Here is a 20,259-nt window from a genome sequence, read left to right on the forward strand (position 1 = left end):
GTGGTTATCATGTCTGGCGTTACAATCCATGGTCTTTCAAAAGAAACACTAGCTGCGCTGAGTATGCGGGCCAGCCATAATCATATGTCTCAGCAGGAATATTTGCGTCGCCTAATTGTCTTGAATTTGACCCAGCCGGAAATCACTGACTTGCTGGAAAGGATGGAAGAGACAATGAAAATTTGTGCCATGGCCATTCGTGAAAATACGGAAGTTATGGGCGGCCTAGTAAAAGAAGAAAGGGAGGGTTTGTTGAGATGATCGCTCAGAAAATTAGTTTTAAAGAGTCTGGTGAGAAGGGATGGGGAATTGATTATTTATCGGCTCAGCGTGAACGCTATCTTGCTGAAGGCATGCCCGCGGATATGATCGATAGTCAATCAAAATTAATTGAAATAATTTTAGGAGAACATGAGTATTTGCTGAGAGAAAGAGATGAACTCATCGATCAGACAACAGAAATTCTGAATGGTGCTCAGAGAATTTTAGAAGACATTTCTTCAGATATGAAAGAAGACGTGAATGGGTTAATTGAAAGCAGCGGGGTGAGTCAATGATCCGAAAAAACATTCGACTGAAAGAAGAAAAGGAATCCAGGTACGGCCTCGCCTATCTTGAGGCGCAGCAGGAGCGCCTTGGCGGCAAGAGCCTGTCCGACACGATTGAGAAAGTGCTTGCGGAGCATGACCGCCTGCGCGCCCAGGTTGCATCTCGGGACGAGCTGATTGAAAAAGTCTATGCGCGGTTTAAAACGGATCTGGATGTACTGCGCATCCGGAGCGGATATGTCGATAAGAATGTCCGAGTTTTATTGGAGCTCTGGAACAGTCAACTGATGAGTCAGAGGCCGAAAAATGGAAAAGAAACCTTTATTCCAACGACGATGTTTAAGTCGTCGATTTTACAGCAGGCGACGGATACCGTGTCCAACGTCATCACGGAGCAGCAGATCAGGATGAAGGAGCGTGCGGAGAAAAAGAAGCAGCGTGAGGCCGCCCAGAAAGCGGCTGAATCGTGACCCGTCCGGGTATCGTCCTTGTCTCCAAATTTGTCCAGGCCGGGTCGGCGAAATTTAAAAATTATGTCGACTATGTGGACCGGAGCGAGGCCGTGCGTAATGATCATTTCAAACAGTTTAACGCTCTTTCATACGACGGCTATAACAACTACATGGGAAATCCAATAAAATCCGAGGGCATATTTACCGCAGAAAAAGATGCGTTAAATTTTAAAGAAAAGCAGGCGATCAAAAAGCTGTTTGAGACGGCGCAGGAAAATGGATCGTGCATGTGGCAGGACGTGATCAGTTTTGACAACGCCTGGCTCGCGGCGAACGGTTTTTATAATCCGCAAACGGGCTGGTTGAATAAAGGCGCGCTTCAGCGGTCGATACGTTCGGGGATGCGAGCGATGATGCATGCGGAGGGACTTGAAGTTTCCGCGATTTGGACGGCGTCGATCCATTACAACACGGGTAATATCCATGTACACGTGGCGATGGTGGAACCGCAGCCGACGCGGGCAAAACAGGTTTTTAAAGATAAAGAAACCGGAGAGATGTATGAAGCGCGCCGCGGTTCCCGGAAGAAGTCGACGCTCGACAAAATGAAAAGCACGGTGGCCAACGCGCTCCTGAATCGCGACCGGGAGCTTTCACGGATTTCCGAACTCATTCATCAGCGCCTGGCGCCGTCGAAAGTCGCGCTCAACTTTGCTTATGATCGCGAAAGCCTGCAGCTGTTTAATCAGATTTATGCTCAGCTGCCGAGCGACATGCGGCTCTGGAAATATAATAACAACGCGATGAACAGTATTCGTCCGCTGATTGATGAGGCCACGAAAAACTATCTGGAACATGAGCATCCAGAAGAGATGAAGCAGCTGGACGAGGCGCTGAAAAGTGAGATGAATTACCGAAAATCACTGTATGGCGACGGGCCGAAGGAAACGGAACGCTATAAAGATTATTACGACAACAAGCAGCATGAATTGTATGGCAAGCTGGGGAATGCTCTGCTCCACGAAATGAAAAACATTCGTAAAGAGGAACGCGCCCGGAAGAATGAAGAATGGCAGCAGCGCGTGAAGAACGGCGGCTACGCTTCGGGATCTTCTTATTCTTCCCCCAGGAGTATTTCCCGGCGTGATCTGCGCCGTTTGCGGCGGGCGCTGGATAACGAACTGCAGAGTAAGAAGAACCGGCGTAAGTATGAAGAAATGCAGTGGGAAATGGAACAGCACCGGTAAAAAAATAAATGATTAAGCAAAGAGACGGGCCTTGCGCCGGTCTCTTTTCGCGTTAAAAAAGGGGAGTGAATGTCATGACGCTGCTGGATAAGGAAACGATTCAACGCGCCCAGAATGTCGACATCGTCGACTTCTGTGCGCAAAATGGCTATCCGTTAAGCCAAGTTAGCCAGCGTTACTATAAGGGCGTTGAGCACGACAGCCTGGTCATTGACCGATCGAAGAATACGTACGAATGGTACTCTACCGGGCAGTATGGCAACGCGATTAATTTTGTACAGACGTTTATGGGGAGGGATTTTCGGCACGCGGTCCAGGACCTGCTCGCTGACGGCTATGTCGCGGTCAATGTGAAGAAAGCAGCGGCCGAACCGCAACCGTTCCGCTATGCGATCCTTCATGACCAGACGACAGAAGCGGTCGAACATTATCTGTGCGACGTCCGCGGCATTGATCGGCGAATCGTTCAGACGCTGATCCAGAAAAATATGTTGAAACAGGATGTGCGACAAAATGCCGTTTTTGTCTGGGGGCTTGCCGGTCAGCGGGTCGGCGCAGAGCTGCAAGGGACACAAGCGTTTGACGATGGCCGTTTTGGCCACCGCACCACTTTTAAACAAATTTGCGCGAATTCTGAGCCGAACTATGGCTTTAATCTGTCGATTGGATCGCCGAAACGTCTCTATGTTTTTGAGGCACCAATTGATCTGCTCTCATACTGGTCGCTGCATAAGGAATTAAACGATTGTCGGCTGGTTTCCATGGACGGGCTCAAACCACTGACGGTCGAGAAGATGATCCAAAACACTGGCCAGCTCTACGGAATGTATCCGACTAATGTGCAGATCGGCGTTGATAATGATCGCGCTGGCCAGGCTTTCTTTGATCGGCTATCCAAAAAAATTATGGCGACACCGGATGGCGAACGCATTACCTTTCATTCGCTGATTCCCTTTGATAAACACTTGCCGAAGGCGAATCTCCCGGTTTATCAAGAAACAGCCAAGCGGCACGGGATTGATTGGCAATGGATTGCCGCGATCCATAAGGTGGAGACTAACCTGTCTCGCACGAACGAGCTGGTCAATGGCTTTAATTATGAGGCCTTCTTTGGCCGGGATTTACCTAAGAATCATCATCCAGAATCAATCGATTTGGAGAAGGCCTGCGAGCGCTGCGCGCAGCATTTGGAGCGCTATACGTCGGAGGGTCAGACCAATATCACCGATGCTCTCATTAACACGAAGCTGCCATTTGAGGATAAGCGAGGTTTTGAGAGGAAGGTGAAATCCGTATATAATTGGTATCTCGGCGGCGACTTTCAGACTGATGACCATCCGTCCGGACTGCCGGGAAAGGACTGGAATGATGCGCTGTTTCTGCAGAATAATGGAAACGCGCGTGAACAGGATTATCCCTACAAACGTGAAAGGCCGGTAACGGCACGAAAAACAGTCAGCCGAATGCGGGCCTGAATTATGGTCATCAGGGAAGGTCTTCCTATGAACTTTCTAAGCACCCTATTCGTCAGCGGAAAGTGGATAAAAACAAGGGTTAGAAGGGGAGAGACGAGTGGCCGGATAGCCACTTGTCTCTCTCCTTTTTTTATTGTATTTCCATCTGATCTAAATTTTTCTTTAATCCAGGTCTCCCGTACCCCCGGTCACGCCGAGGATATCAGCAAAGTTGATCATCCATTTCAGACCAAAAGCATCATGGCAGATCAAACGTCTTGTCATCGCGTCCAGTTTGGCAGGGTAAACAACCTTGTCCTTGATAAACCCATTTTTATAATACCGTAGCTGCACCGGTTGCCGATCTTTAATTGCTGCCTGTATTCTTTGCTCAATCGCTTCCATTTCCTGTTCATCTAAGGTCGGACGAATGATTTTTCTTTTTTCTACGTCATATTGCTTCAACGCAGCTACATGTTCAGGGAGCACCATTCTTGATGACTCCCAACGCACATTAGCCCCTTTTGTCAGCTTGTTCGCTTTCATTTAAAGTGTCCTCCGATCTTTCTGGCCCGATTTATCCACTGTCCACCGGGAAGTAAAGATGAACCGTGAAAAAGAGCTGGTTTTCCATATTTTGCATAAATGGCATCAACCGCGGCACTGAGTTGTTTTTTTTCTTCAACTTTTCCAAAGAGATCCAGCTGATAAGGAGATACCGATCGAAGATCAGAAAGAGTCACGGAGACGCCGCGCACAGGTTCACGATCCCAATTTTCGGTCAATAATTTACATGCGGCTTGAAAGATGTCCATTCCGAAATCTGTTGCTGAGGTGAGCTTGATCTGCCTGTAAAAACCTGTGTGGCGATCATATTCGCCGGTAATGCCAGTGGATACGACGTCACCCTGGTAACCCTTTGTCCGGGCGCGATAAGCGACTTCTTCGCTGAGCTCTAGCAACACAATGCGGATGCTTTTTTCATCTTTATAGTCATATGGCAACGTCATATGATGGCCGATTGCTTTTTGTTCACGAAACGTGCCAGGCGTAACGGGAGAATAGTCGATGCCCTGTGCGGTCATCCATAGGAGTGTTCCATTTATGCCCCAGCGTTTCTCTAATAAACTTATCGGATAATTTGCCAGGCCTTTAATCGTTCGGATTCCCATCAAAAGAAGGTTTTTCTCCATCCGTGTACCCACGCTAAACAGAGACTTAATCGGGAGTGGCCAGAGATATTGTTGTATATTTTCATGAGTCAGTTCGAAAATTCCTGATTTATTTTTCTTGGCGAAATTATCGCAGGCCATTTTGGCCATCACCTTGTTCGGACCGATGCCAACACGTGCATAGATACCGATCTCATGCCAGATTTTCAGCTGGATCTTTCGGGCGATTTCGCGTGGACGACCGAACAAATGCTGACTGCCCGTGACATCCATAAATTGCTCATCGACGGAATAAGGTTCGACGAGTTCTGTAAAAGTTTCGAGGATTCCCGTTATTTTTATTGAGATGTCAAGGTAGTGCTGCATGCGTGGAATTCGAATGACAGCCATTGGGCACTTTTTCCGAGCCTCCCACAATCCTTCTCCCGTTTTGACGCCGTAACTCTTTGCCATTGGGCAGGCTGCTAATACAATGCCGCTGCGCTGCTTGGGATCACCGGCGACAATAACCGGCCGATCTTTCAGCTCAGGGAGATCAGCTTTTTCGCAAGAGGCATAAAAAGTCTGCATATCCACAAGAAAAATGACTTTTTGTTTGGTCATCCATCTTTTGCTCCTTATCACGCATCATTGGCCCTATTATATGCGAATGTACGTTCCTCATTCAATGGAAAAAGAAAACATTTGTTCTTCAATATAAATTATATACAGACCGAAACGCTTGTTGAGAAGTATTTTGGTGACTTTTTGTACGTCTAAAATTTTTCCACCGAGGCCCTATAGGTAGACTTGTCCTACCAAAACTTTTGAATTAATTAAAGTCTAATGGGATGAAGCGTAGATAGTTGTAATCATCTTTATATAGGTTAATGTAGGATGGGTTTAAAAATATTGTCGAATAATTTTTTTAAATGATAATAGTCACACGTATTGAAATATTGTGTTAAATATCTTAGAATAAAGGCGTTTTCAAAATACATTTTATGGGAGGTATAAGAATGTCTGCTCAATCAAATACTCTTTCCCTGGATTCTCTGTTAAATGAAGTGGCCAATGAGATTACTGATAAGGAAGTTAACGAAGCAAAAGAAATGAATAAAACAATCAGGAGAAACGTCAACATCTTCCGTATGTTTGCCGCTGAACCAGAAAGCAAATAAATATGAGAAGTATCATGGTAACTTCAAATTTATCATGATACTTTTTTATTTTAGAACCTCCTTTCTTTATCAATTTTGGAATAAGCTCGGATACTTTGTGATGTCCCCTAATTACAGCTGTATAAACGCGACCTCGCGATCAGTAGACTCGGGTCACGACCAAAAGCTGCTTCATCTTGCTTCCGATAAGTTGGGCCAACCGCTACACCCGATTATGCGTCAGGATAAAAAAGTAAAATGACTACAGGAGAAAAAAGCCTAACGATTGGAACCATTCCAATGAACAACTAGATGATATTACGCAGTACCCGTGAACAGAAATTACTATTAAGTTCAAAACTTATTATACGAGGAGGAACGTTAATGCTAAACTTACTTGGATTGAGACAAAATTTGAAGATAATTCAAGTGTTATCAAAATCATACTGTACCGAGCAAGACTTAATTAACTATCAAGGATTAAAGAAGGGGTACAAGAACTTTTTGAGAGAAATTCAACCTGATGTGCCTCACTCAAAAACAAACGAGATTAATTTTGTAGAGAGTAACGAATTAACTCGATCATTCGTGAGTATATTTGGATCTAAAAGTCTCCTAGATGATGTGGATTATGATCTAGGTAATAGCCAGATTGAATCTAATTATAAAAAAAACTTCGCTTTAAAAAAAACTCGTTCAGCAATGATTGAACTGGGAGAAAAATACGAATCCTTTAAATGGTTATTTAATCTTGCTATGGATTCTGTGTTCTACGCTCCATCCCAAATGGCAAAAGGCGGTACAACAAGTGATGCAGTTGGTGTGTTATGGGTGAATCCATCAGACAATTGGAATAAAATAGATTACTATGAATTGTTGATTCATGAGTTATGCCATACAATGATTTTCCTATACGAATGGCAATGTGGTATTTTCTCAAATAAAAACAGGTTAACTGATTCAGAGACATTTGCAATGTCCGCTATTAGAGGGAAAAGAAGACCTCTTGATAAAGCATATCATAGTGCAATAGTTGCCACAGAAATACTAATGTTTCGAAAAAATATAATTAGAGATGAGGTACAACATGTACTTCATCCAGAGACACACGAACTTATTTCTATGACTTTAGTCTCGCTGAAATCTGTAAAAAACATAGGCATTGAAAAAAAGATGTTGAATGAACGAGCGATAGAAATGCTGGATATTTGTTTATCAAAGTTAAAATTAATGGAGGGTGAGATAAGCCATGTACATTCTCACCAAAAGTGAAATTCTGAAAAATATTTATACTTTTTCTTATCCATATTTAGATAAAGATAAAAAATTAACTATACCTGATTTGAAAAAGGGATTTGAAAATTTTCTTTCTGAAGCAAACCAAGTCACATCAACTTCGACAGACTTGGAACTTCTCACTTCAGGAAAGAGGTGGGAACAATTAGTCCATAAATTTAAACTTGATCAATGCGGGCAACCAAAGGCTCAAAAAATGGATTTATTTTGTCTGAAAGTAAACTCAGCATTAAACTATTTAAAAAATAACGATCCCGAATACTATGAAATATTTAGTGTTGTGGTAAAAACTATTTTTATTACTGATTCAGTTTCAATTCCAGGATCATCGTCTAGTCCCAATACCCTTGGTGCTATTTGGATACAGCCAAATAATAATTGGACAACGCTTGATATTATTGAATCTTTAGTTCATGAGTTTACGCACAATGTTCTATACTTAGATGAAAATAGGTTTGGACATTATGTTCAACCAGAAAAATTAAATCAAAAGCAATACTGGTTACCTTCTGCGATAAGAAATACAAAAAGGCCATTAGATGGAGTGGCACATAGTATCTTGGTTGCCACTGAAATTCTTAATTTACGCAAAAAATGGAACTATTCTTTGGATAATAATTCTGTCCATGGAGAAAATAGCTTTTTATTACGCAAGGGGTTATACTCCCTAACTATGATTAACAGCCAAGGGGCAATCCAGGATATTCTTGGAGATCGTATGAAATATCTTTTAAAAAGAGCCCATGACTGGCTAAATAAACACAGTAAGAAGAAGGTGAATTTATGATAGCGCATCCGTATAATATGAATTCAATAAATACCTTACCCGTTGTGAATATTTTAGGCACAGGTGTAAGGGGAGCGAAACAACTCACCTTAGAGGTAATAGATGTGATTCGTAAATCATCCAAAGTTTTATTTTTTCCTTTTGAAAAAATAAACAAAAATTGGCTGGAAAATTTTTTGAATGTCATTGATCCTGAAAATCTAGGTGATCTCTACAAAGAGGGAGCGCGAGATCAGGAAAACTATAGACGAATAACAGAAAGAATATTAGAGAAGGCACAGAATTTTGGAGATGTAGCTGTTTTGGTACCAGGTCATCCACAAGTTGGGGTAAGTTGGATTAAAACTTTACAGAAACTAGAGGATAAGGGAGATATACATTTAAATAAGTTCGATGGTATATCGAGTTTCGATACTATGATTAATGACTTATCAAGAGATCCACTTGACTATGGTGCTGTAATACTGGATGCAAATAGGGCTTTACTTTATCAACTGCAGCTGGATCCTAGAATGGATTATTATGTATACCATATATGCTCGGTTGGCAATAAGCGAACAGAATATTCAAATCTCTCGCTGCATAATCGTTTAGATCTATTCAAAAATTTTCTACTTAAAACATTTCCACCAGATCATGAAGTGAAACTAATTAGGTCAATCAATAGAAATGGAAAACAGGCTATAGTAACAAATTGTCCAGTATCAGATCTGGAGAAGCTTAGAGACTTTATAACAGTTGATTCAAGTTTATTTATACCAGGAACACCTGTTGAAGCAATCAACAATAAATTTTTAAATGTATTAGAAAAAAGCGAGGGATGAAATCATCCCTCGCTTTTTTCTTTCCGTGCTGAATTACTCATCCACTCTGACATTTTCGGGTTTAACAAGATAATTTTTGGAACCTATAACATATATAAACGAAGTAAACAAAAGCGCACTAGATAAAGTGAAAACAAATTGAACTCCGATTTTATCGGTGAGATATCCAAAAAACAAAGTTGCTATGCCATAAGACAATGAATACATCGCATCTTGAGCAGAATAAACCTTTGCCAATAAATCTGATTTCGTATTTGTTTGGATGAGCGTTTCAAAGGTCACATTTTTTAGCTGGTCGAAAATCCCAACTACGGCCGAAAAAATCAATGCAAGTAAAGGGAACGTATTCCATCCAAAGAGCATTGTAGCAATCCCAGTCATGAACAAGCCCACTAACGAGACAATTTTTAAATGTTTATTTATATGATTAGAAAGTCTAACACTGATTAGGCCACCAATAATAAGCCCAGCAAAAAAGCTGAAATTTATAAACCCCCACCACGATTCATTGACATGTAATGCTTGGTGAACAAACACTAATACAATGGCTGCCATCCAAACCACCGAGGCAAGGGTCCCGATCATATCAGTAATACTGATGATACGTAAAACAGGCTTATGCCAAATGGCATGCCATCCTTCTCTCATTACTTCAAATTTCCTAGCTGATGAATTATTGTTTTTGGAAGCATTAATCGAAGTATCGATCTTAATCATGAACATAAAGATGGTTGAAATAACGAACAGGAAAAAAGTAGTCCAAACTATATTTGACCCACCTATAAGTGCTGCCAACATGCCTCCCAGCGCCCATCCACTTAAATTAATGGATTGATCTAATATTGACAAAAAGCCATTAGCCTTTACCAACCTATCCTGATCTATAAGCATTGGAACCATTGCATTTCTGGCAGGTGATGCCCAACCATCAAGAAAGCTAATACAAGCTACGAAAAAAAACATGATAAGAAAATTCGGTCCAAATATATGGAACGTTAAAGTAAGTGCCATAAACAGTAAAAAGAAGGACTTACCAATTTGAGAGCTAACCAAAGAACCTTTTAAACCCAACTTATTCAGAATTAGGGGAGCAAAAATACCGCTGATAAATCTTATGAATGTAGTTAAAAAAGGAATGACGGTCATAAAAATTGCTGATTTGGTAACAGCATATACGACTGTCATTAATCCGACAATATAAAATACATCTCCACAATTGGCCAAAGATTGCCCAATCCAAAGACATTTAAACGAATATTTTTTTGTCATTATCAAATTCCTTTCTGTTCTAGATGCAGCTCAAAAGAATGAGTGAATTAGCATATATACTCACCACTGTAGCTATTTAACAGATTGTTATTATAACAATGACAATTCACATATTTTAATCACTCCACAATAAATATACGACAATACAAGCACTATAATTAACGTGATTAAAAAAATCCATTTTTATACTCCAATATATCGAGTACAATCGAATCGGTGTTCATCTCATAATCGATTGTTTTTGAGACGATTTTCATTTTGTCATAAGGTGCACGTATTTCATCGAACTTCATGTATTAAAACATTGCTTATAAACTATATCTCTATAACCCCCCCCTTATGCTATCATTATAGCTAGAAGGTGTTTTTTTTATTATGGGATCTTATATCAAAGAAATTTGGCATTAAACAGTCGGATGATCAGAGGTAATATATGGTTTAATGAATCGAAGCATAACGGCATTTATACGTAAATTTTAAGCAAAGTATAAAAGTAATGAGTGTTGTCTAGAATGTTTCTGTATTCCTCTGTTCCGAACTCTCTATCCTGGGAGTTTTTTTCTTATTGATCGGAAATGAGCAAATTCTTCTCCTCAAGTTGCGTTTCTAAAACTGCTGTTACAGGATTATTAGTTAGATAAAATATTAGTTTGCATGATTTGTTAAAGACGCCTTAATTTTAATCACTTCAGTCCACCTTTATCTTTTCGAATTTATCGTTTATTTCTTTTTCTTTCTCCTTAGCGATTGTTATAATTTCTTCGTCGCTGAGACCAGATATCGATGTTATCCATATCCATGCATGGAACTTATGCAATGAATTATTAATATTAGATATTCGTTTCAATAGCCAATAATCCTGCACAATTTCAGTTCTTGATGTCATCTTTTTCCATTCATGACTAATTAAATACTGTTTTACATTGGCCATATTGTTACCTCGATCTGTATTATTATCAAACCAGACGTTCCGGTCTCCATTGTGTAAAATCCAACAATTTTGTAGATTAAATTGGCAGGCAATATAAGCAGCAGATGCGGATTTCTTATTTGAGATGTTACCAAAACTGATTGAGAAAATAATAGAGAAAAGCATTTCTTCATTCATTGTTTGAAGGAATGCTTTTAAACTCATAAATGAAATTACATGAGAAGATGTGGTCACAAAAATGGTCACTAACTTATCCAGACATAAAATACAAAATCAAAAGTAAACGTCTTATTTGCCTGTTTTAATAGGCCTAAAAAAACAATGTGATACGTAAAATACGGATTGAAATAAGCTATGTGGGTTTCCTAAACCGTGCGTCTATTTGCACCAGTGGTGATTCTTATTTGAGAAGATATCAAAAATAGATGGAAAACATGAGATAAAAGATATAAATTTAAAGTATTTCATTGAAAAAATGCTTTTAATTTTTCCTGAAATACAAACGTTATGAATCATTTTTCCTATCATACATAAACATTCTACGGCAATCAGTATCAATGAAGAAGGAAATCAATTATGTGAACAAAAAACACATTTCTAATTGTCAGAATTACAGCCCAAAAGATTCGGAGCCGTTTTCCGACTTTGTGCGGACGCTTTTGTTAATGTGTTCGATCCGGCTGAGAAAAAGGATGTCTAGAAAAAGAATAAACAGAGACTGCCAATAAAAAAAATCAGGGAGCAAAGATGGCATTTTGATCTTCTTTCCCTGATTGTTTTTATTTTCTTCTCAATGAAGTCATTCTTTGGGACTCTGTCAGTTTTCGCTGGCTACTTTTGACGTCAATTCTTCCGGCGTTTTCAAAAATGGCGTTAAGATGGCGCTCAAAATATAAAATCCTGCATAAATGAACAGGACGCCCCCCGCACCTAAGGATTTAAAGAAAAGATAAACAATCGCCGGCGCTAAAAAGGTACTGAGGCCGGCACCAAGATTCAGGATGGACATGGCTGCGCCCTTATTATCCGGTGCCAGAAGCGGAAAAAGAGCGGATAAGGGAACGTAACCTGCCATGGTCACACCACATAGGCAGAGAATGATCATCATGACCCAAAAGTTATGTCCCACAATTTGAGGAGTATAAAAAACCATGACGAGCACAGCGGCATAGGCAACACCGCCGACCCATTGAATTGTGTTGCGCCAACCGATTTTATCGCCGGCCCAGCCAAAGAAAAGATTAGCGAAAATAGCTACAGTAAAGATTGCCGACCACATCTGGAGCCATTCAGTTGTTGAGTATCCAAAACTGGCAAGATAAATAGGCATGAAGGCAGCTAGACCGTATTGGGCGAGTCCATTAATTGTCTTCACGACTAAGCCGATGGAAATTCGGCCTCGTCTTAAAATTGTAATCCCTTTCATTAATTCGCGTAAATTAAAAGTCGTAATTTCTGATTCGGGGACCTTGTCTTTATTAACAACAATGGCGAGCAGAGAACCAATGATGACAAACAATAGCCCCGTCCATAAAATGTTAATATGACCAAGTATGGGAATAGCAATTGATGAGTAAAAAGGGCCAATAACACTTAAGCCGACAGAAAACATAAACCAGAACCATCCGACCGCGCTTCCCCGCCGTTCAAGAGGAGAAGTATAATTGATCCACACTAAAAATGAATAGGCAAACAAGGGATACCCAAAGCCTCTGATGGCGTAAAAAGGCAGCATCACCGGCATGTTCAGGGAGTAAATTCCTCCGATAAATCCAAAACTTCCGATCATAAAAGCAATGAGTCCTGACACCATGATCTTGCGGGGCCCGAGCGTCTGAACCAGCACGCCTGAGAGCCAGGCGGCGACGGCCACCGTAATCCCATAGACAGTGAGCAAGAGAGAGGCCCCTTCGATACTCACTCCCCGGGAAACGAGGTAGGGGGAAATCCACCCCTGTTCTACTCCGTCTCCGATCATAAAAATGGCCAATCCAATATATCCCCAAAGTAAATTTTTAGGCAATCCTATTTTTTCAAGCATTTGACTCTCTCCCTTTGAAGAAATAGTTTTTTTATCTTTAATTAATTAGGTTGAATTAATTGAAGGAAAAGTTTTTGGACCTTGAGGGCATCTCCCTCCTGAATGAGTTGTTTCACGGTCTCGAGGCCCACTGTGTCAATAAACTGCTCCAGGGTTTTGTACATTTTAATGTTCTGTTCACATTCCTGCACAGGATTTTCTCGGACAGGAAAGGTATCGAAATAATTAACGCCGGTATAGTTGTACAATTTGGCATAGTAAATGAATTCAAGCGTCTGCAAAAGATGAACGGTTCCCAACATCAGTCCATCGTCATTATCGTTATAGCCATCGTTTAAATGAAAACCCATCAGGCGTTTTTTACGGGCCGCCCAAGCCAAAGAATAGGCCGGATTTTCTTTTTTCATTAACATGTGGCAGAAATCCAATGTCACTCCTAGGTTTGGAGAACCGACCTCATCCAGCACGAGTAACGTGGTACCAATATCTCCAATTAAGGAAAAGGTTCTCGGTTGATAGGGCTTATATTCAAGGCTGATCTTTCTGTCGGGAAATTGGCTCGTAATTCTTTTTAAGACGTCGACTTCTTGAGCTAAAGCTTGATTGTAATCGAGTTGAAAAGGATAGTCAAAACCGTCGTTGGCAAGCCAGATCGTGGTGATTTCTCCGCCGAGGGCCTGACATTTTTCAATCGCCTGAATCGTTTCCTGAATCGCTTGCTCGCGGATGCCCGCATCCGGGTTGGTAAACTCTCCATAGGCGTAATTTTTTTTAAATCTTAAAGCGACTCCACTTAATTTTAGATGGTTTTTTTTTAAAGACTGCTTGATTTCCTCGGCAGAGACACCCTGAAAGTGTTCTGGATAATTGAGTTCGATGTGCGTCAAGCCCTTCACAGCTGACATTCTTTTAATATAATCCAGCGTCGAAAGGGGATGTTCATTGGAATTAAAAAATAAATGAGTTTTAAATGAATTGAGCCTAACTGCAAATTTCATACGTTCACGCTTCTTTCGGAATTTCGTTTATCGGGAAGGATAACTTCACATTGATTATATTGATATTTTATTTCTAAGTAAATGAAAATGAAAAATTAAACTTATAATATTGATATATATCGTTAAGATGTCATTATATTTTACTTTTTGTAAAATGAAAATAAATTTATGGTGGAAAATTTTCGTGAGGGATGCTATACTCTAGTCAGTTTAAAGGGAAGGATTACTGTTATGCAAAAGGATAATCAAAGGACTCCATTAAACGGGAAAGAAATTATTTTATATGCTAGGAGCATTGCTCCGTCTTTGGGTAAAAAAGAAAAATTAATCGTAAGTTTCATCAGTAATAAATATCAGGAATTATCTCAAATGACGATTGGTCGTCTGGCTCAGTATCTTAATGTCAGTGAAGCGAGCATCACGAAGGTCAGCAAGAAACTGAAATGTGAGGGTTTCTACGAACTAAGGCATAAGATTGTCGATTATCTAAGCCATGACGAAACCTCGATGATCGATGAGGAACAGGATGACTTTCTTCCTGGAGATGATGAACAGACGATTCTGGAAAAAGTGTTTATTCATTCGATCACGGCTTTACAGGATACGCTCTCTCTGATTGATCGTCAGGAATTGAGCAAGGCTGCAAGAGCTCTTAAACAGGCGACAGAAAAGAAAATTGTTCTTGTCGGCAGCGGCGGATCTGGGATATTATGTGAAGATTTTCAACACAAGTTGCTTAAGATAGGGATTATAGCGACGATGCATCGCGATGCCAATATGCAACTCATGTCGGCTTCCCTTGTCAAGAGGGGCGACGTGGTTCTAGGCATTTCTCATTCTGGCACGACAAAAGATGTCCTTGAGGTTCTAAGACTCGCCAGGGAGAAAGGAGCCACGACCATTTGTATTACCAATCACGCGCTCAGCCCAATCACGGAGATTGCAGAGATTAAGTTATATTCTTCTGCCCGGAATTCACCGCTGACCGGAGAAAATGCCGCCGCACGGATCGTTCAGTTAAATATTTTGGATGTCCTTTTTTCAATCCTGGCTTTGTATCAAAGTCGTTTAGCCTATGATAATTTGCTGAAAACAAGAAGCTCGGTGGAATCCAAGCGGACAAAAAGTTGACGGAGGCTGTATAAAAATGAGTTCAAAAAATATAGTGGTGATCGGCAGTTTAAATTATGACATTATTCTTAAACAGCAACGGATGCCTCACAAAGGCGAGACTTACGTTGGCGATGAAATGGTTCAAGGGCCCGGCGGGAAGGGCTCAAATCAGGCAGCCCAGTGTGCCAAGCTCGGATTACCGACAACTATGGTGGGCAAGGTAGGAGACGATCGGTTTGGTGAGGCTTTAGTCGGCGCTTTGAAAGCCGTAGGGGTTAACGTCTCGATGATCAGGAAACAGGGTTCGACAGGTATGGGATTGGTGCATGTTATGCCAGACGGCGATTATTACAGCACCATAATAAAAGGGGCCAATACCTTAATCACGAAAAACGATATTGACGAAATTAAAGATCTAATGGATCAAGCGGGTTTTATTATTTTACAGCAAGAAATTCCTCAGGAAATCATAGACTACATTATTACAACTTGTGAAAATTCTGCCTCGAAGATTGTCTTAAACAATGCACCAGCGAAAAAAATCAAGGCCGATGTGTTAAAGAAAGCGGATGTTTTAGTGGTGAATGAAACCGAAGCCGCATTCATGATCGGTCGGGAAATTCAAACGGTCGATGACGGGGCTGAGGCCGGAAAAGAAATTCTCCCTCTAACAGGAGGAATGGTAGTGGTTACCTTAGGGTCTGCCGGTGCTATAGTTGTGACAGAGAAACAGGCCCTCTATCAGCCTGCTTATAAGGTTCGAGCGGTTGATACGACCGGGGCAGGAGATTCCTATATTGGGGCGTTTGTCTATGGTCTGGCGAATCAATTTTCCGTAAAGGAAAGTATGGCCTTTGCTTCGAAGGTCAGTGCGATTACCGTGACCAAAAATGGCGGGCAGGATTCTTTCCCAACGAAAAGGGAAGTAGAGGCTTTTTCTAATTTTACTTCGGGACAAGTAGCTAAATAAAATAGATGATCGTAGATCATTATTATAGAGAAGTAAAAGATCCGGTATCTTCGCCTTTTTTAAGTAGGGGTATCGGATTTTTATCTTTCGTGCAGCAAAGTCAAAAAAATCTAATATTAAATATACAAAACGTCAAATAAAACAAGAATTTATTATAATGAACAGGAAAAAAGCTTTGAAAAAACGTGGAAATGACAACATTTTATAATAATAGCTAATTGTTCGTTCAAAATAAGGAAGACTAAGCTTGATAAAGCTTCTTCTGATATTATGATATCGAGTGCAAAACTTATAAAAAAATGATAAATATTAAGGAAACTAACATAAAAATAAACACTAAAAATACTATATATCGGCATATATTAAAAACAGACAGTATCCTATTAGAACTATGTCCGCACTTCTTCTAAACCGTGCGTCAGGTTGAACTAATGCTGAATGCTTTCTGATTGTATACATTGAGTCTTTAGAAGCAGTTGAACAAATGGATAAAACAATAGTAGTAGGACTAATGATTTATCTTCTGTTGAAATGAGAACTCACATTCGATATAATGATGGGCAGGGAGATGATTTTAATGCTCAAAGGTGTACTAAGCAGATCAGTTCCAAAAGAGATTGAAGTAGCGATTTTACAATTTGGAAAAGACAATGAAAGATACCCATCGATGGAAGAATTGAGTTGGCAAGCTAATATAAGTGTATCAGATGCTGATTCTTATTTAAGAAGATTTAAAAAACAGATGGAAAAGATGAGATAAAAGATATAAATTAAAAGAATTTCTTCAAGTGATTGAAAAAATGCTTTTAATTTTTCCTAAGACGGAAAAACGTTCTGAATTATTTTTTCTATCACAAAGGATATAGAAATAAGTTGTCTTCTGGAAAGAGTTATATAAGATTTAGCTTGAATCCTGAGAATAAAAAGGGTTTTAAGAACATGACAAGTAGAACACACTCATTTTCTTTATTATAGATCTGTTACAATAAATGTAAGTTGTAAAAATGTGAAAAGAAAAATAGAGGTTAATCGTGAATAAGCATAATAATAACATATTTTGTGAATATACGGTCAAATCATGGGAAGATTGTAGGACGTTGTTAACACATCTTAAAAATTGGGTTTTTAGAGGGCAGTCAGATAGTAAGTGGCGTTTGCAAACTACTTTAGAAAGAGGAGCCATAAATAATTCTGTCTTTAGAGATATACCAAAGATAGAAAAAAGCATTATTGAAAAGTTTAAACGTAAAGCTTTTAATTATATAGAAAAATTACCAAAAAAGGATAATACATTAGAATGGGTATCATTAATGCAACATCACGGAGCTCCAACAAGATTATTAGATTTCTCTTACTCATGTTATGTTGCTCTGCATTTTTCTATAGAGCAAGCATTACAGGAATCATCGGTATTTTGTATAAATAAAGATTTGATTCATAATGAAGGACTTAAGATTGAAAAATGGAGAGGGTTAGAAGATGATCGTTTCTTTGGAACAAGAGAATACTGTAATTGTGTGCTAAATGAACAAATTCGGAGTCCGTTAGTTATGCTGATAGAGCCTTATAATTTGCATGAAAGGCTGTCTAAACAACAAGGATTATTTGCAATTCCTTTTGAAGGGCGACAATCATTTGAATATAATCTTTCCTTAACAGTCAATAGGTTTCAAAAAGAATTACCAACAATTAAGAAGATAGAAAAGTATAATGATTTACTAGACCTGTTAAATCAAGAATGCGTTTTGCTTAAAGTTAAGATACCAAAAAAGTTTCACAATGAAATAAGAAAAGATTTGAAGCTAATGAACATTACAAGCGAAACTTTATTTCCTGGCATTGATGGTTTTGCAAAATCGCTGTATAGTGAATTCGATCTATAGTCTTTTTAAGTTAAATAGGATGGACAATGTTACTAGTTGATGAGGATTTTGCTAAATATTGGATCTATAAAAAAACTTTTATAAGGGATTTTTTTTAATTTACTCAAGGTACACAGGGACTTGCGGGTTATTACAGCAAGGAACTATGAAGTACTTATTAAGCGCTTTTTCAAACGTTTTGTCTTCACAGAATAGAAAGATAATATGCGAAATAAAGGGATAAAAAATTTTCACCCAGGTTTCAGTAATTGTTGCTCCGGAATGTGTTTCAAGGGAATAAGATAAGCACGCTCAAATTTGGAGTGTAAATAAAAACATCGAATGTACGCCTGGATTCCTCTATTCTGAATATGATAGGAATTTTAGTTTCTTCCAGATAAATACTTTGGGTTCATGTAGGCTAGTTTGATACTTAAATGCAGATGTAGCATCTTTTTTGTATGCAGTCAGATTTCAATAGATGTGGAGTGACCTGAAATGTCAGAGCTACAAATAAATACTGCAATTTTCCCAAGGGTAATGAGTATGAGCACAAAAGGGTCAAATGATGAACGTCCGATAAGCATAGATTTGCCTAGAGGGGCAAACTTACTATATTTACAGGGCCTAAAAGACAAGGAGGAAATAAAACTTCTTACAAAATATGCAAATGGGGAACAACTTTCTGATGATGATTTTAAAGCAATGTTTAAACTTTTTATTACGAATACCCCACGACTTAAGCCTTCAGCAATAAATAATAGTAATGCTGATCCCCTAAATCTTTTTGGAGTTGAGATTATTAGCAATAAAGGCAAAATTAAATTTAAATTAATTGATCAATATATTCCATACATTAGGGTAGATACTTGGGAATTCATCACTTTAGATCTCTTGAGAAATACATATCTTAACATTATTAATAAGTATGATTTTAATGGAATTTCTATTTATCTAGGATCATGGAAAACTGAAACTGACGAAATTAATCAGTCATTATTAAATTCTTTAAGAAGTGCGTTTATATTCACGATAATCGGATTTCTTTATGGCGATAATAGGCATTTGTATAATTCGTTTACGGATTATTTCAATCACGAATTTTCAAAAAGAGTATCCTTTATTAATGGAAGCTGGAAAACTAAAAAACCAGGAGAGAAAATTGAGTACTTACCAATATTCGACAGTTTCTATAATTTGAAGGGCTTAAATCCAAAAACATTAATTGAAGTAATACATGCAATTCTTGATAATGAAGAAATTATTATAGATGATAAAGAAATGATTAGAAATACTTTAATCGATGGTGCTGAGCAGTTCCATAAAAATATTAACACTCAAGGTCAGTTGCTAGAGCAATCGTTAATCAAACCTGTTGTTAATTATTTGATTGAATTAGAAACAGCGGCTGATGATTTGAAGGCTGCCAAATCATTATTTGAGCAAAGGCTATATAATCCAGCTACGAATAGATGTTACTATTCAATGATGCATTCTTCAAAAGCGTTACTTGAAAAAAAGCACATGCTTAAAGATTGGGAACCCAATGTACTTAATGTTAGAGAAAATCACAAACAATTAGAGGGAAAATTAAAAAAACTTACGGAAAATCATATTTTAATGAGACAATTCCTTAGCGATTTTCAATACGTTAAACAAAAAAGGTGGATTGCAGATTATGAGATTTCAAAAATTGATAAAGTGGAATGTAATGATTGTGTTTTAAGAGCAGAGTCATTTCTTTCAGAAGTAAAGAGAATAACAATGTAAGTCACTCTTAAGATAATAGTTATAAACTCGAATGACAGTTGAAAATTAGTTAGACAGATTGAATTTTAAAGGAGTTTAGCTCAAAAATTCCCCATAACAAAAAAGCACTGCTAAATGGCGGTACTGATGTTAAGATAGTTTTACGGACACATTTTAGTTAAACTGATATTATCGAAAGGATGTGTCCCATATGGGAAGCGGAGAGGCAAACAAAAAATTTAGCGATGAGTTCCGGAAATGATCGTTGAATTTTACTAGTCAGGAACTCCAAAGAGTTCAGCAGCGAATATGGCGTATCTAGCCTTTATCCTTTTAGTTTGCCAATCTATCAACGAAGATAAGGTAGAAGCAAAAAAAGCATTTCTTCAAATGCTAATGAAGAAATG

The 20,259-nt window shown here is 39.0% G+C and carries 20 protein-coding genes; 14 read left to right on the forward strand and 6 right to left on the reverse strand.

The window, feature by feature from the left end; genetic code table 11:
* The first annotated feature begins 9 nt into the window (after positions 1 to 9).
* From Q6A92_RS19710 to Q6A92_RS19730, 5 genes are all read left to right on the forward strand, one after another.
* Positions 10 to 261 (forward strand): hypothetical protein, encoded by a 252-nt coding sequence (locus tag Q6A92_RS19710; protein ID WP_274401777.1) that lies wholly within the window; start codon positions 10 to 12, stop codon positions 259 to 261.
* Complete coding sequence (locus tag Q6A92_RS19715; protein WP_274401778.1) at positions 258 to 557, forward strand: hypothetical protein; 300 nt, start codon at positions 258 to 260, stop codon at positions 555 to 557. Before Q6A92_RS19710 ends, Q6A92_RS19715 begins: the two co-directional genes overlap by 4 nt.
* Positions 554 to 1,018 carry a hypothetical protein gene (locus Q6A92_RS19720; protein ID WP_274401779.1) on the forward strand — a complete coding sequence of 155 codons (465 nt, stop codon included), beginning with the start codon at positions 554 to 556 and terminating at the stop codon, positions 1,016 to 1,018. The genes Q6A92_RS19715 and Q6A92_RS19720 overlap by 4 nt, the downstream gene beginning before the upstream one ends.
* On the forward strand, positions 1,015 to 2,247 hold the full coding sequence (mobP2, locus tag Q6A92_RS19725; protein ID WP_274401780.1) for a MobP2 family relaxase: 1,233 nt from the start codon (positions 1,015 to 1,017) through the stop codon (positions 2,245 to 2,247). Before Q6A92_RS19720 ends, mobP2 begins: the two co-directional genes overlap by 4 nt.
* A gap of 74 nt (positions 2,248 to 2,321) precedes the next feature.
* Positions 2,322 to 3,722, forward strand: a complete 1,401-nt coding sequence (locus Q6A92_RS19730) for a DUF3991 and TOPRIM domain-containing protein (protein ID WP_274401781.1) — start codon at positions 2,322 to 2,324, stop codon at positions 3,720 to 3,722.
* A 162-nt stretch (positions 3,723 to 3,884) separates the two neighbouring features.
* On the opposite strand, the gene Q6A92_RS19735 is transcribed toward Q6A92_RS19730, so the two are convergent.
* The gene (locus Q6A92_RS19735) at positions 3,885 to 4,247 is read right to left on the reverse strand and encodes a YolD-like family protein (RefSeq protein ID WP_274401782.1); all 363 of its coding nucleotides are present in this window, start codon (positions 4,245 to 4,247) and stop codon (positions 3,885 to 3,887) included.
* Positions 4,244 to 5,476 (reverse strand): DNA polymerase IV, encoded by a 1,233-nt coding sequence (locus tag Q6A92_RS19740; protein WP_274401783.1) that lies wholly within the window; start codon positions 5,474 to 5,476, stop codon positions 4,244 to 4,246. Before Q6A92_RS19740 ends, Q6A92_RS19735 begins: the two co-directional genes overlap by 4 nt.
* 395 nt (positions 5,477 to 5,871) lie before the next feature.
* Here Q6A92_RS19740 and Q6A92_RS19745 point away from each other — a divergent pair, with 395 nt between their 5' ends.
* The 4 genes from Q6A92_RS19745 to Q6A92_RS19760 all read left to right on the forward strand — a co-directional run bounded on the left by Q6A92_RS19745 (position 5,872) and on the right by Q6A92_RS19760 (position 8,919).
* Entirely contained in the window at positions 5,872 to 6,033 is a 162-nt protein-coding gene (locus Q6A92_RS19745; RefSeq protein WP_274401784.1) for a hypothetical protein, read from the forward strand.
* Positions 6,034 to 6,396: 363 nt separating this feature from the next.
* Positions 6,397 to 7,284: an aKG-HExxH-type peptide beta-hydroxylase gene (locus Q6A92_RS19750; protein WP_274401785.1), complete on the forward strand. Its 888-nt coding sequence runs from the start codon at positions 6,397 to 6,399 to the stop codon at positions 7,282 to 7,284.
* Complete coding sequence (locus Q6A92_RS19755; RefSeq protein WP_274401786.1) at positions 7,262 to 8,095, forward strand: aKG-HExxH-type peptide beta-hydroxylase; 834 nt, start codon at positions 7,262 to 7,264, stop codon at positions 8,093 to 8,095. The genes Q6A92_RS19750 and Q6A92_RS19755 overlap by 23 nt, the downstream gene beginning before the upstream one ends.
* Entirely contained in the window at positions 8,092 to 8,919 is an 828-nt protein-coding gene (locus Q6A92_RS19760) for an SAM-dependent methyltransferase (RefSeq protein WP_274401788.1), read from the forward strand. The genes Q6A92_RS19755 and Q6A92_RS19760 overlap by 4 nt, the downstream gene beginning before the upstream one ends.
* A gap of 33 nt (positions 8,920 to 8,952) precedes the next feature.
* Here Q6A92_RS19760 and Q6A92_RS19765 read toward each other — a convergent pair whose 3' ends face one another.
* From Q6A92_RS19765 to Q6A92_RS19780, 4 genes are all read right to left on the reverse strand, one after another.
* Entirely contained in the window at positions 8,953 to 10,188 is a 1,236-nt protein-coding gene (locus tag Q6A92_RS19765; protein WP_274401790.1) for an MFS transporter, read from the reverse strand.
* Between the two features lie 688 nt (positions 10,189 to 10,876).
* The gene (locus Q6A92_RS19770; protein WP_274401792.1) at positions 10,877 to 11,365 is read right to left on the reverse strand and encodes a hypothetical protein; all 489 of its coding nucleotides are present in this window, start codon (positions 11,363 to 11,365) and stop codon (positions 10,877 to 10,879) included.
* A 571-nt stretch (positions 11,366 to 11,936) separates the two neighbouring features.
* Positions 11,937 to 13,160, reverse strand: a complete 1,224-nt coding sequence (locus Q6A92_RS19775; protein ID WP_274401793.1) for an MFS transporter — start codon at positions 13,158 to 13,160, stop codon at positions 11,937 to 11,939.
* A 41-nt stretch (positions 13,161 to 13,201) separates the two neighbouring features.
* The gene (locus Q6A92_RS19780) at positions 13,202 to 14,158 is read right to left on the reverse strand and encodes a sugar phosphate isomerase/epimerase family protein (RefSeq protein WP_274401794.1); all 957 of its coding nucleotides are present in this window, start codon (positions 14,156 to 14,158) and stop codon (positions 13,202 to 13,204) included.
* Positions 14,159 to 14,389: 231 nt separating this feature from the next.
* On the opposite strand from Q6A92_RS19780, the gene Q6A92_RS19785 reads away from it, so the two are divergent.
* From Q6A92_RS19785 to Q6A92_RS19805, 5 genes are all read left to right on the forward strand, one after another.
* On the forward strand, positions 14,390 to 15,289 hold the full coding sequence (locus Q6A92_RS19785; RefSeq protein WP_274401795.1) for an SIS domain-containing protein: 900 nt from the start codon (positions 14,390 to 14,392) through the stop codon (positions 15,287 to 15,289).
* Positions 15,290 to 15,305: 16 nt separating this feature from the next.
* The gene (locus Q6A92_RS19790) at positions 15,306 to 16,241 is read left to right on the forward strand and encodes a ribokinase (protein ID WP_274401796.1); all 936 of its coding nucleotides are present in this window, start codon (positions 15,306 to 15,308) and stop codon (positions 16,239 to 16,241) included.
* A 577-nt stretch (positions 16,242 to 16,818) separates the two neighbouring features.
* On the forward strand, positions 16,819 to 17,001 hold the full coding sequence (locus Q6A92_RS19795; protein ID WP_274401798.1) for a hypothetical protein: 183 nt from the start codon (positions 16,819 to 16,821) through the stop codon (positions 16,999 to 17,001).
* Between the two features lie 271 nt (positions 17,002 to 17,272).
* On the forward strand, positions 17,273 to 18,124 hold the full coding sequence (locus Q6A92_RS19800) for an FRG domain-containing protein (RefSeq protein ID WP_274401799.1): 852 nt from the start codon (positions 17,273 to 17,275) through the stop codon (positions 18,122 to 18,124).
* 477 nt (positions 18,125 to 18,601) lie between these two features.
* The gene (locus Q6A92_RS19805) at positions 18,602 to 19,873 is read left to right on the forward strand and encodes a HEPN domain-containing protein (RefSeq protein ID WP_274401800.1); all 1,272 of its coding nucleotides are present in this window, start codon (positions 18,602 to 18,604) and stop codon (positions 19,871 to 19,873) included.
* Positions 19,874 to 20,259: the final 386 nt, after the last annotated feature.

Origin of the sequence: Sporolactobacillus sp. KGMB 08714 (assembly GCF_036598985.1) — a bacterium.
Classification (GTDB): Bacteria; Bacillota; Bacilli; order Bacillales; family Sporolactobacillaceae; genus Sporolactobacillus.